Here is a 13,308-nt window from a genome sequence, read left to right on the forward strand (position 1 = left end):
CTGACTTCGAACGCTTGCCGTTCTGCATCCCTCGCCGTATGTTTGATAGCACTTAATCAGCCTATATTGAGGGAAAAAACATGCTGGATGCGTCCATCATTACCGTTTTGTTAATTGTGTTTGTGGGCCAAGCCAGTCCAGGGCCTGCTACCTTGTCCATTGCTGCCACTTCTATGGGGCAAAGTCGTGGTCATGGGGTTGCTTTAGCGTTTGGCATTATAACGGGCTCGTTAATTTGGTCTGGTTCTGCGGCGATGGGGCTGGCGGCCTTGATGATGCATTTTGAGTGGGCGCTGGTGTTACTCAAATATGTAGGAGGTGCCTATTTACTCTGGTTAGGTTATCGCTCTTGGATGTCCTCACGGGGTGTGGCGTCAGTGGATTTAGCTCTAAACCCAGTTCAGGTTTCGTCCTATCAACGTAGCTATTGGAAAGGTTTTGCTATTCATATTACCAATCCCAAGGCGATTATGATGTTTGCTTCCTTGTATAGCTTCGGTTTACCAGCGGGAGCCACCTCTCAGACGGTCTGGGTTATATTCGTGTTGGTTGCCATACAAAGTGCTTTGGTCAACTTAGGTTATGCGTTCTTGTTTTCCACGCCGTCCATGCGTAAAGGTTACCTTAAGTTAAAGCGTCCATTGGACAGGTTAGTTGCGGTATTCTTCGGGGCAGCAGGTAGCAAGATGTTGTTGTCATCCAGTGTGCAAAATTAGCCATAAAAAAAGCGCCCCGAAGGGCGCTTAAAACATGACAGCACGCTGTCATAAAAGGATTACTGAATGATCTCAGGGCCCATGATTGCGTAAGGCAATGCGGTAGAAAGCGCTGGGATGTAAGTCACCAAGATCAAGAATACGAACAATACCGCTACGAATGGCATGGCTGCTTTCACAACGCGAGCCAAACTCATGCCGGTGATCCCCGAAGTAACAAAGAGGTTCAGACCGATCGGCGGTGTGATCATACCGATTTCCATGTTCACTACCATGATGATACCTAGGTGGATTGGGTCCACGCCTAGTTCCATCGCGATTGGGAAAACCACAGGTGCAACGATCACAAGTAGACCAGATGGCTCCATAAACTGACCGCCAATTAATAGCAGGATGTTTACTGCGATTAGGAAGGTGAACCAGTTGAAACCTACCCCTAGCATCCACTCAGTAATGGCTTGTGGAATACGTTCTGCGGACAAGGTGTGTGCAAACAACAGAGCGTTGGCGATGATGAACATCAGCATCACAGTTGTTTTCGTACCTTCAAGCATGGTTTTGCGTGTTTCATCGCCAAACAATGCTGGGAAAAAGCCGCGTACCATCAAGGAAATGTTGCGTCCCCAGATTGGCATACCTGCAGCCAAGCACCCACCAAAACCAGCTTCTAGGTGTTGGCCACGCTTAGAGATGTAGAATAAAGCCACTAGAACGCCTAATCCTAGACCTACCAAAGCACGCACACCCCCAGTGAAGGTTTCACTGTCTGCAAAGGCAAAGAAGGACATGATTTCCCATACTAGGAACAGGGAGACACCGTAAACCGTGCCATTGAAGCCCACGCGAGCGGCAGCAGAATCACTGTCGTTAGTCCAAGTCTGGCCTTTTAAAGGGCCCATATCACGGTAGACAAACAATGCGATAAAGATGGAGTATACGGCTGCCACTACAGCGGCTTCAGTCGGTGTAAACGCACCGCCGTAGATACCACCCATGATGATCACGATTAGGAACAAGCCCCAACCAGCATCTTTACCACCTTTGATGATGGCGCCAAAACCTTTCCATTCTTCTGCTGGCAAGTTTTTGATACGGGCTACCACGTAGATAGCAAGCATCAACATACCACCGGCCATCAAGCCTGGAATCACACCAGCCAAGAACATACGACCTACGGAGACGTCGGTAGCTGCAGCGTATACCACCATTACGATGGATGGTGGGATCAAGATTCCCAGTGTGCCTGCGTTGGCAATGATGCCAGAAGCAAACTCTTTGGAGTAACCCACTTGGCGCATGCCCGCGATAGCAATGGTACCGATTGCAACCACGGTTGCAGGTGAAGAACCTGACAAGGCTGCGAACATCATACATGCCAAGACAGAGGCCATTGCCAAGCCACCACGGAAGTGACCAACGGACGCGATAGCGAAGTTAATCAAACGTTTCGCCACACCACCTGTGGACATGAAAGATGATGCCAAGATGAAGAACGGGATCGCCAGCAAGGTGTAGTGTTGACCTGCACCAAATAGCGAGATTGCCACCGATGACAAAGAGTCATGGGAGAAAAATGTAATGAATAAGATGGACGACAAGCCCAATGAGATACCAACCGGTAGCCCGATAAAGAGCAGGGTTAGTACCATTCCGAATAAAATTAAAGCTTCCACGATACTCTCCTAACCAATTAGTCTTTCAATGCGCCTTTGTTCTCTTCAACAAGGTCTTGCGCTTCGTGACCACTGATCAACATGTCGCGTTTACCTGTTGCAATGGCCCAAAAAGCCTGCAGAGAACGGTAAGAAAGAAGAGCCAAACTGATCGGTAGAATGACCAGCACCAACCAACGGTGTACACGAGGTTTCAGGTCGAACATCTCTACCATAAACGCTGGGTAGCGGAGTTCTTCTTGACCTAGGCCAATGCGCCACATCTTGTACCAGTACTCGATGGCACCACCGCGTACATCGACACCTAGCATGGCCAGCCAAGTGGAATCTAGTAGGATCAACCCGTATAGCATGGCACCTGCTGCACCAACCAGTGAAAGGAACTTCATTAGTGGGCGTGGCACTGCGTTAAGCAAGATATCTACCCCTAGGTGAATACCTGTCTTAATGCCGTAGCTCATTCCCAATAGAATTAGCCAAGAGAACATAACCGTGTTGAATTCAAGTGCCGCAATCCAGCCAGTATTGAACGCATAGCGAGCAATAACCTGACCAAATGACACGATCATGATGGATGAAATTACAAGGACTAATAAGTTCTCTTCCAATCGTTCCATGAAAGTTGGGAAACGTTTTTCCAGTACCCAAAGAACGAGAACAAAAATTAGCAGATACAAGTGAGGCCAATATGCCATGGGGTTACTCCTGATCGTCGAAACACAGCGTAAAAAAGCCTTTCACTGCCGTGAAACACACGGCGTGATCAAAATAAGTGAAAGGCTAAGGAGCTGGCTAAGTCCTGAAATTGAAAGGCTTAGCCAGCATTGCTGCATGGTCTAGCTAAGTTTATGCACCAGCTGCGGCATCAATTAGATCTTTGCCGATGTCGCTTTCAAACTGCTTCCAAACTGGCTTCATTGTCTCAACCCACTCAGTACGTTGCTCAGGGGTTAGAGTGTTGATTGTGCCGCCAGATTTCAGAATGTTTTCGCGGTTAGCTGCTTCTTTTGCTTTTACAGATTGGTTCGCCTCTTGGGTTACTGCATCTGCAATGGCAAGGAATTGCGAGCGATCTTCATCACTTAGGCTAGATAGGAACTCAGAAGACGTCATGAACAAGTAAGCCAACAACTGGTGGTTGGTTTCTGTCACGCTATCTTGTACTTCGTAGAATTTTTTCGTGTAGATGTTAGACCAAGTGTTTTCTTGACCGTCTACTACACCCGTTTGCAATGCGCCGTATACCTCAGAGAACGCCATGGCTTGTGGCGATGCGTCCATTGCAGAGATCATCTGCTTAGCAACGTCAGAGGTTTGTACGCGGAATTTAAGACCAGAAGCATCGCTTGGTACGATCAGTGGTTTGTTAGCAGAGAAATACTTCATGCCAGACATCCAGTAACCTAGACCAACGAAACCTGCGTACTCGTCCATCTCAGTAAGAAGTGCTTTACCTTCTTCTGTTTGTGTAAAGCGGATCGCGTGATCCATGTCTTTAAAGATGAATGGTAGGTCGAAGACACCGTATTTTGGTGTGTAAGAACCGAATTTAGAAAGGGAAGGAGCAAGCAATTGAACATCGCCAAGTAGCAATGCTTCAAGCTCTTTGGAATCACCGAACAAAGTAGAGTTAGGGAAAACTTCAATACAAAGTTTGCCGTTCATTTCTTTGTTTACACGCTCTGCGAAGTTGTTGGCCGCAACCACTTTAGGGTGAGTTGTACCCCCAGTTACGTGACTGAACTTAACAACGCGCTCGCCAGAATCACAGTTTGCAGACGCAGTAGTCGCAGTGAAAGCAAGTGCAGCGGTAGTGAGTGCAAGGCTGATTTTTTTCATTTTTGTATGACTCCAATTTTGAGTATTTATTATTGTTAGCTTGGTCTTCGCCAAACAGGCAACAATTTTCAAGTTGCTGTCCTAACTTATTACACAATCTGTGCCAATTCTTTGGGTTTTGTTTAAGTCATTGATTTTAAATGTAATATTTTTTATTTGATGAGTTTTGTTAGAGATGGGGAAGGGGTTTTAGGGTGGGGTTTCCCCCCACTGGCTTGATGCCATGGGTGGAAATCCACCCATTGTTGTTAGTTGAAAAGATGCTTTCGGATAACTTGCTTGAGTGCTTGGTAAAAGGCTTTTTTACCCGTGTAGCCCAAGGATTTGGCGTCTGATTCAATCAGTGTATTTCGGCTACAGCCCAGTAATAACGCATCATCGGGCCTATCAGGCTTGAGTAAATGCAGGGTTAAGAGGTGCTTAGAAAACACCAAGAGCGGTGCGCGTATCGTATCGTAAGGTCTATGGTGCTCACAAAAATAGGTCAAATCTGAAACATCTTTATCCGTCAGTTTAAAAAGTGGCGGATATTCGCCCTTTGGGAATTCTGCTTCGATTAGAGCCATTAAAGGGGCTTCAAGTTCACGAAGTGATAACGGCTTGCACAACCACCATTGGCGAGCAAATAAGGATTGCCAGTGGCATGTGAGCCTATGACTGTCGCCTGTGACAGCACGCAACATCATTAAAGAATAATTTCCGCTGGCTTGATCCTGGCTGGTGCCAAGTCGAACACTTACGAAGTGATTCTTTTGCCAAAAGGTGAGCACTTCCGTGGTGGCCCCAAAGCTGGTGCAGACAAAGTCTATTTGCTCAGATTGTGCCTTGCGGTAGATGTCATCTAATAGACGACTCCCGTGCCCCTGTTGGCGAACGTTGGGGGCCACAGCAATACGACTCACTCGCCAGTAACGGTACCGTCCTGCGTCCTCAATGCCCTCGTGAGCTAATAATGACTGGGGTAATAAATGCCCCCGTGGGCGGCGTTTACCTTGAGCTACTTGCTCCGATAAGTCGTCTGGCAAGGAACCTTCTTCACTTACAAGGGCGACCCCTACAAGTTGATGGTGGTGGTAACTTAAAAAGCATGTCACGCTCGGGTCATCCACCAGCCATCTTTTATTATCTGGGGTTGTTTGATAGTGAGCACTTACAAGTAAAGCGAAAGCTTGATCTAAAAGCTGCGGATAATCGAGCCATTGTGCCCCTTGAAGCACTCTAGGTGTTTGCGAGTGAGCTTGGTGAAAGCTGTACTCGACGAACAGTAGCTCATTGAGCCAGAGTTCAAAGGGGTCATTTTCCGCCCAACGTAATGGTTGGCTAAGGGTGTGCTCAATCAGTGGTTTAGATTGGGCATGTAGAAGCGCTTTAAATTTTAGCCCAAAGCCTCGCCCTGAACCCTCATAACCATAATCAGTACTGCTAAAAACAACGGTTTTCGCTTTTTCTTTTAAGCGGTCTAACACTGGTAACGGTAAGCTAGCGGCTTCATCGACCACTAAGACATCATAATAGTTATCACTGGCGAGAAGTGCGTCTGGTGCTGAAAACGGGCATTCGCATGAAACCGTTTGTTCAAAAGCTGATTTCAATGTAATGGCATTCTGTGGTGAAGAAGCCGTCGCCATAAGGTTGTAGTCCAGGGTTTTACATTGAGCCAGCAAGGTGCCTAGTGCATAGGACTTGCCTCGACCCCGAGGAGCCAGAAGTAAATGGTTCGATGCCTGCAAAGGAAACAAGGATTGAATGAAATTGGCCTGATCTTGGGTCAGAGTGTTTGTATGACTCGCCGCCTTACTGGCAGATAAGGCCGTGGGCCATTGCTCCGAAAAGGGAGAGTGGCTTTCATGTAAGGCGCGCCAGAAGATGTGTTTATATTGGCTCGGTTGTTGTTCTGGTGTCAGCGGCCAAGGTAGAAACCGTGCCAGTTCGTGATCTGTGGCGTCCAGCCAGTTTTCGCCAAGATGAAGAATCAATGCGCCGCCGCCCTCAATGGTCCCCGCTAGAATGGCTAGAGCAGACAGGTTAATACCTTGGCTAAAGTCTAGTAACAGGGCGCGATGGGTCTGGCCGAGGACATTTTTTAAACCATTAAAGCCAATAACGGGACAAGGGCTGTCGAGAGATACTTGATGGGTAACGACTAAGCTCTGCTGGGGACACCCGTGAGTGAGGCGGTGGAATTGCGCTTGGGCGTCTGACCAAGGTAACAAACTTAGAGTGCAGTGGCGATGTTGTTGTGCACAGTCAGACATGTTGGACTCATTGGGTTAGTAGACATCAAGGCGCATGTTATGTGCGCCTTGAGTATCATACCCGCGAAGCTTGAATTACTGAATTCTAAACTTGGAAAGGTTTGCTTGCAGCTCGTTGGCCAGCTCGTAAATGCGCTCGCTCTGTTGTTGCGAGTTGCGCACTTCATCCAAGGTGCTTTGGGCTGCATTATGCAAGTCTTCCGAGTTGCCACGAATCTGTGTGGCGGCCACGCTTTGTTCTTCCGATGCGGTTGCCACATGGGCGATACGTTCGGCAACCAACACCATGGAATCGTGGATTTGCGTCAATAGGGCGCCAGCATCCCCCGCTTGTTCTACGCTGAGTGCCACTTGGTCACGACCATTTTCCATGGTGGCCACTGCAGAGCGGCTGCCTTTTTGCAAGCGCTCGACCACTTCGCGGATTTCTTCCGTGGATTGCTGAGTACGTTGTGCTAGCACTCGCACCTCATCCGCCACGACCGCAAAACCTCGGCCCTGTTCTCCCGCTCGAGCGGCCTCAATGGCTGCGTTTAAGGCAAGCAAATTGGTTTGCTCAGCGATTTCATTGATCACGGTAATGACGGCGCCAATGTTAGTGGTGCTGACTTCCACTTCTTCTATGGTTTTTGCTGCATGTTCAAAAGAAGTAGAAAGGTTAGCAACGGTCTTTTCAACGTCTTTCACCGCCAAATGGCCGCGCTCAGTCATGCCATTTACTTGTTTTGTTTCTTCAGACACTTCTACAGTGCTGGTGGCCACTTCTTCTGTTGCGACGGACACCTGTTGAATGGCAGAGGCGACTTCGGTGCAGGACTGGGTGCTTTGATTAGCTTTATCAAATAGCTCTGCGTTGGACTCGTTAATACGCTGGGACGATTCAATTAAATGAACGCTAGACTGCTTCACCTGATTAATCAGGGTTAGCAGATTGTCACGCATTATCTGGATAGAGGTTTGCAGCTGATGCAGCTCGTTGTTGCTGTTTGAGTCCACTTGCTTGTTAAAGCGGAATGCAAGGTTGCCTTGACCGATCTCATTGAGTCCACTAGAAATCTCACGCAATGGGTTGAGGGTACGGCGCACAAACCACCAAACCGTTAAACTTAGAATCACTGCCCCCACCGCTGCGACAATGGCGGTAAACAGTAGAACGCTGTTGATTTCTTCTTGGTATTCTGAAGTGTAGGTTTTAATCACTACCACCCAGTTCCAGCCTTCCACTTTTTGGAAAATAGCTTTGGATTCCCGTTGTTCTTTGTCTTGTCCCGCCACTTTTGCTGTGTAGTAGAAAATCCCTGCATCAGATTGGTACATCTCACGGAAGTTGGCTTTTAAATCGGGGAAAAGACTGTATAGGTTTTTGCCTGCAAGGCTTGGATGAACCACAAGCTTGGCTTCATCGGCACCCGTATCGGCCACATAGATATAGCCTGATTTGCCAAATTTTAGGCCGTTTAAGTGTGCGCTGACCTCGTTTAATACTGCGTCATAGGGGATGAGAGTAATAAGGCTTAACTCTTGGTTAGACGAAAGAGTTCCAACCGTGGCAAAGTATTTCTGGCTGCCAATGGTCACTTTGCCGAAGCTGCCATCGCTGCTAAGGGTGCTGGGCAATGAAAAGGCATTCGCTACCTTGCTGTCCGTTGAGGCAATCACATTTAAGCGATTACCCGAGCGGCTGCCCAGTACGATTTCCGCTTGGGAAGCCTGTTTTAAGTTAAGTAGGGCAGGGGAGCGACTGGTTAACGCTGCGCCTTGGATTTGATATTGGCCGTTACGAGCTGTGATCATGGGGCTTAGGGTTGCGTTCACCAGATTGTTTGAGCGAGTCAATGACTCTTTTACCATGCGGTACTCTGATTCCAGCTCGTGGGCAATCAAACTCACTTCCGTTTGTTGATGGTTCGATACAATGTCATTGAGTTGAACCGATAACAATTTACTGATGGATAGCACCATGACAATGAAGATGGCACAGATCAGGATCAAGCTGCCTAGGCTGACCTGATTAGGGAGTCGCATGTTTCTGAGGGATGAAAACATTGGGAAGTCCTTTCTCATTTAGGGGATAACGTGCACTTTATATTCTATTTTCATCAAACATGTTGTAACGAAAAGTAAGAAGCGAATGATAATCAGATTTTCATGGCGAGAATTATTCTCAATTGGGTTTTTGTGTCAAGAAAAAATAAGGCCCACAGAATGTGAGCCTTATGGAAAAGAAGGGGAATTTTAAGGTTAAGCGATGACGAAAAGGTCCATGAATTTATGGACAGGTGTGGCTTCCAGCGCATTTTGGTCTTTGCATAGGGCAAAGATTTGCTGGCTGCGTCCACTTGGGAAGCGGGTCGCAAGGTTGGCTTTGAATTTCTTTTCCAATAGTGGAATACCTTGCTCTCGACGACGTCGGTGACCGATTGGGTACTCTACTGAGACTTCTTCGGTGGCGGAACCATCCTTAAAGAATACTTGTATGGCGTTGGCGATAGAGCGCTTGTCTGCTTCTAAATATTCCGCGGAGAAGCGTGGGTCTTCTACGATCTCCATTTTCTCACGCAGTTCATCAATGATTGGGTTGGCAGCATGGAAGTCATCTTCATAGTGCTCTGCTACCAAGTTGCCAAATGCCAATGGTACGGCGGTCATATATTGCAGACAGTGGTCTCGGTCTGCAGCATTGGCCAAGGGGCCGACTTTGGAAATAATCCGAATGGCCGATTCATGGGTGCGAATCACGATACGTTCGATTTGGTCTAGTCTATCTTTCACCTGTGGGTGCAGGGTGACCGCAGCTTCCGCGGCGGTTTGGGCATGGAACTCGGCTGGGAAGGAGATCTTAAACAGCACGTTTTCCATCACATAGGAACCGTAGTCTTGGGTGAATTTAAAGGCTCGGTCCTCTGGTGCTTTTAGAGCTTGGTTCTTGTTGGTTTTGGAGAATGACACATCATAAAACCCCCATTGTGGTGCCGTGAGTACTCCGGGAATCCCCATCTCGCCTCGCAGTGACATGTCTGCCAGACGTACGGCTCGAGACGTGGCATCCCCTGCCGCCCAGGATTTACGTGAGCCTGCATTCGGTGCGTGACGATAGGTGCGTAACGCTGAGCCATCTACCCAAGCTTGAGAGATGGCCGCCATGATTTGCTCACGGTCGCCTCCCATCATTTTGGCTAACACAGCGGTGGAGGCGACGCGAACTAAGAGTACGTGACAAAGACCGACTCGGTTAAAGGAGTTTTCGAGGGCGATAACCCCTTGGATTTCGTGAGCCATGACCATGGCTTCTAGTACTTCCTTCATGGTCAAAGGTGCTTCACCTCGGGCGACTCGGGTTTGTGACAAATGGTCTGCCACGGCCAAGATGCCCCCAAGGTTGTCCGATGGGTGCCCCCATTCCGCGGCCAACCATGTATCGTTGTAGTCTAGCCAACGAATGATACAGCCAATGTCCCACGCGGCTTTCACTGGGTCTAGGGTGAGTGAGGTTCCGGGCACTCGGGCACCATTTGGCACTAGGGTGCCGGGTACTATGGGGCCAAGGTGTTTGGTACATTCAGGGAAGCGAAGGGCTAGCAAACCGCAGCCTAAAGTATCCATTAAACAATTGCGGGCGGTGTCCAACGCTTCGGCGCTGGTAACCTGATAATTCATTACATAATCAGCAATGTCTTGGATGACTTGGTCGTATTCTGGGCGGTTGTTTAAATCTACGTTTGCACTCATGGTTCAGTCCTAATAGTAAAATGATCAGCGGTTATGGGCGGTCATCCAGCTCAACCCATTGGGCTTTTTCTGGTCCTGTGTAATCTGCGCTAGGGCGAATAATGCGGTTGTTAGCCCGTTGCTCCATCACATGGGCTGCCCAACCGGTCACACGGGCGCAAACGAAAATAGGGGTAAATAAAAGGGTCGGAATACCCATAAAGCGGTATGCACTGGCGTGGAAAAAATCGGCGTTACAGAACAGTTTTTTCTCGCGCCACATAACCGCTTCGCAACGTTCAGATACTGCATAAAGGTGGGTGTCCCCCACTTCTTCTGAAAGGCGTTTTGACCATTGCTTAATGATGTCGTTACGTGGGTCACGTTCTCGGTAGATGGCGTGACCAAACCCCATCACTTTTTCTTTGTTTGCGAGTTTATCCAGTAGTGCCGCTTCGGCTTCATCTGGCGTTTTCCATGGTTCAATCATGTCCATAGCGGCTTCGTTGGCGCCACCATGTAAGGGGCCGCGCAAGCTGCCGATGCCGCCTGTAATACAAGAGTGCATGTCCGAAAGGGTGGAAGCACAGACGCGAGCAGTGAAGGTTGAGGCATTGAATTCGTGCTCTGCGTACAGGATCAAAGAGGCATTCATAACCTGTTCGTGAAGCGGGTTAGGGGTATCGCTGTGCAGCATAGCTAGGAAATGCCCTGCTAAGCTTGGTACCGATGGGTTGGAGGTATCGATGCGAACTCCATCATGGCTAAATCGGTACCAGTACAGAATTATGGCCGGTAGTGTGGCAAGTAGGCGATCTGCCGTGTCTTGCTGCTGGCTGAAATCCGTTTCTGTTTCTAGGTTGCCAAGAAAGGAACAGCCCGTGCGCATCACATCCATTGGGTGAGCATCTTTAGGGATAAGTTCTAAAGCAGCTTTGAGGGCTTGAGGTAACTCTCTCAGAGACATGAGTTTGTTACGGTATTGGCTTAGCTCAGTGCGGTTAGGCAACTTGCCATGAAGTAGCAAATACGCTACTTCTTCGAAGCAGGCTTTCTCTGCTAACACTTCAATGTCATACCCGCGATAGGTGAGGCCTGAGCCGGTTTTGCCGACGGTGCAGAGTGCGGTTTCGCCAGCGCTTTGGCCACGTAGACCTGCGCCTGAAAGTTCTTTAGCCATTGTTGATCTCCATTTTTATTTTTCGAGACGTCAGGGCTACTGCGCTTGCCTCGTATTGGCTTCGCTCGTGACGCCCTGTCATTGTCTCTTTTGTGAGATATCTCTATGTGATTTTTAGGGGGTTATTTATCCTTGGAATAGAGTGCGTCTAGCTTTTGTTCGTAGTCGTGGTAATTCAGAAAATCGTACAGTTCCATGCGCGTTTGCATGGTCTCTACCACATCCCTTTGATGACCGTCGTTGAGTAGGTGCTGGTAGACGTTCAAGGCGGCTTTGTTCATGGCGCGAAAGGCGCTCAATGGGTAAAGCACCAGATCAACTCCAGCGCTGCCAAGCTCTTCTTTACTGAACAGCGGCGTGGCGCCAAACTCGGTAATGTTCGCTAATACTGGGACTTTTACCGCATCAACGAATTCTTTGTATTGTTCGAGGGTCAGCATGGCTTCTGGGAAGATCATGTCAGCTCCGGCTTCCACACAGGCCACAGCACGCTCAATGGCAGACTCCATGCCTTCTACCGCAAGGGCATCGGTGCGCGCCATGATGACGAAGTTATCGTCCGTGCGGGCATCCACTGACGCTTTGATGCGATCAACCATTTCCCCTTGGCTAACGATGGCTTTATTAGGGCGATGTCCGCAGCGTTTTTGCTGAATTTGGTCTTCGATGTGCACCGCGGCGGCGCCGGCTTTTTCCATCTGTTTAATGGTTCGGGCGATATTAAAAGCACCTCCGAAGCCTGTATCGATGTCGACTAACAGGGGTAATTGGCTGGCAGAAGTGATGCGACGCACGTCTTCTAACACATCATTGAGGTCCGTCATGCCCAAGTCAGGAAGTCCATAAGACGCGTTTGCAATGCCACCACCGGATAAGTAAATGGCTTTATGTCCGGTTTGTTCAGCCATCATGGCACAGTACGCATTGACCGTGCCGACCACTTGAAGTGGAGCATGGTCTTTAACGGCTTGGCGAAATCGCGCTCCTGGTGATGATAGTGTCATATTTTCCTCACTTATTATTTTTGGGACTTTTGCACGACGACTGCGCTTACCAAATACTTTGTTAAAAGCAGACTCGTCTGGCGTCGCTCGCGACATCCTGCAAAGGTTCCATTGTTATTGGCCTGTATTGCCCTGAGATTTGTTGTCTTGCATCATCGCTTGTTTCAAAAGATTTGCCGCTCGGCTGATGTGACGGCGCATCAAGAGTTCTGCCAAATCCCCTTCGCGGTTAGCGATGGCGTCTAAAATGGCTTTGTGTTCACGTAACGCTTGGCGTGGATCAGAACGAGAGTCCGCCGTGTGGCGACGGTACATTCGAATGGTGGCGTACAGATCTTGAGTCAGCAGGCGAATCAGCTTTTGGTTCTGACTGGCGTAGATAATTCGTAAGTGGAAATCTTCGTTGCCATGTTGACTGGTGTAATGCTCATCTTGGTTGGAGTCCAAAAAGGCTTGGTGATCCTCCAATAAAGCATAGAGGTTGCTAATTTCCTCGTCGCTGATGAGCTCTGCGGCTAAACGTGCTGCCATGCCCTCCATGGCTTCACGTAGGGTAAAGGTGTCCAGCAAGTCGGCAATATTAAGCTCCACCACTCGAGCGCCCACATTCGCAGTGCGAGTAATGAGTCCTAAAGCTTCCAGCTTGACTAGGGCTTCACGCAGTGGGCCACGGGACACGCCGTAACGCTTCGCCAGCTCAGGCTCCGAGATCTTGCTCCCCAAAGGCATGTCACCTTCGACAATGGCGCTGGTTAAGCGTTTGACGAGATCTCCTGAAAGGGTATCTGATTTAATGTGTGTCACCTTGTCCAAAGCAGTCTTCCTAGTAGTTGTCGACAATGTCTATTTTATAGGATGAGAATAAGTATAAATCAAGGTGGATTGTCGACAATAATACTTAGGTATTAGTTGAAAATCAGAATTCAGTCCCAC

At 48.7% G+C, this 13,308-nt stretch carries 10 protein-coding genes; 1 reads left to right on the forward strand and 9 read right to left on the reverse strand.

The annotated features are described in order from the left end of the window. Nucleotides 1-80: 80 nt before the first annotated feature. Nucleotides 81-716 (forward strand): LysE family translocator, encoded by a 636-nt coding sequence (locus ACFQ45_RS00985; RefSeq protein ID WP_377364410.1) that lies wholly within the window; start codon nucleotides 81-83, stop codon nucleotides 714-716. A gap of 59 nt (nucleotides 717-775) precedes the next feature. Here the strand turns inward: ACFQ45_RS00985 and ACFQ45_RS00990 are convergent, their stop codons facing one another. From ACFQ45_RS00990 to ACFQ45_RS01030, 9 genes are all read right to left on the reverse strand, one after another. Then, nucleotides 776-2,389 (reverse strand): TRAP transporter large permease, encoded by a 1,614-nt coding sequence (locus tag ACFQ45_RS00990; protein WP_377364412.1) that lies wholly within the window; start codon nucleotides 2,387-2,389, stop codon nucleotides 776-778. 17 nt (nucleotides 2,390-2,406) lie between these two features. After that, nucleotides 2,407-3,084 (reverse strand): TRAP transporter small permease, encoded by a 678-nt coding sequence (locus ACFQ45_RS00995; protein WP_377364414.1) that lies wholly within the window; start codon nucleotides 3,082-3,084, stop codon nucleotides 2,407-2,409. Between the two features lie 151 nt (nucleotides 3,085-3,235). After that, nucleotides 3,236-4,228 (reverse strand): TRAP transporter substrate-binding protein, encoded by a 993-nt coding sequence (locus ACFQ45_RS01000; RefSeq protein WP_377364416.1) that lies wholly within the window; start codon nucleotides 4,226-4,228, stop codon nucleotides 3,236-3,238. A 248-nt stretch (nucleotides 4,229-4,476) separates the two neighbouring features. Then, nucleotides 4,477-6,483: a GNAT family N-acetyltransferase gene (locus ACFQ45_RS01005; protein ID WP_377364418.1), complete on the reverse strand. Its 2,007-nt coding sequence runs from the start codon at nucleotides 6,481-6,483 to the stop codon at nucleotides 4,477-4,479. 75 nt (nucleotides 6,484-6,558) lie between these two features. Then, nucleotides 6,559-8,529, reverse strand: coding sequence for a methyl-accepting chemotaxis protein (locus ACFQ45_RS01010; protein ID WP_377364420.1), 1,971 nt, complete (start codon nucleotides 8,527-8,529; stop codon nucleotides 6,559-6,561). 195 nt (nucleotides 8,530-8,724) lie between these two features. Further along, nucleotides 8,725-10,212 (reverse strand): 2-methylcitrate dehydratase, encoded by a 1,488-nt coding sequence (prpD, locus tag ACFQ45_RS01015; RefSeq protein WP_377364422.1) that lies wholly within the window; start codon nucleotides 10,210-10,212, stop codon nucleotides 8,725-8,727. A gap of 31 nt (nucleotides 10,213-10,243) precedes the next feature. Further along, nucleotides 10,244-11,371: a bifunctional 2-methylcitrate synthase/citrate synthase gene (prpC, locus tag ACFQ45_RS01020; protein WP_377364424.1), complete on the reverse strand. Its 1,128-nt coding sequence runs from the start codon at nucleotides 11,369-11,371 to the stop codon at nucleotides 10,244-10,246. Nucleotides 11,372-11,493: 122 nt separating this feature from the next. After that, the gene (gene prpB / locus ACFQ45_RS01025) at nucleotides 11,494-12,375 is read right to left on the reverse strand and encodes a methylisocitrate lyase (protein WP_377364426.1); all 882 of its coding nucleotides are present in this window, start codon (nucleotides 12,373-12,375) and stop codon (nucleotides 11,494-11,496) included. 114 nt (nucleotides 12,376-12,489) lie between these two features. Next, nucleotides 12,490-13,179, reverse strand: a complete 690-nt coding sequence (locus ACFQ45_RS01030) for a GntR family transcriptional regulator (RefSeq protein ID WP_377365063.1) — start codon at nucleotides 13,177-13,179, stop codon at nucleotides 12,490-12,492. Nucleotides 13,180-13,308: the final 129 nt, after the last annotated feature.

Origin of the sequence: Rhodanobacter aciditrophus (genome assembly GCF_042679525.1) — a bacterium.
Lineage (GTDB): Bacteria > Pseudomonadota > Gammaproteobacteria > Pseudomonadales > Marinomonadaceae > Marinomonas > Marinomonas aciditrophus.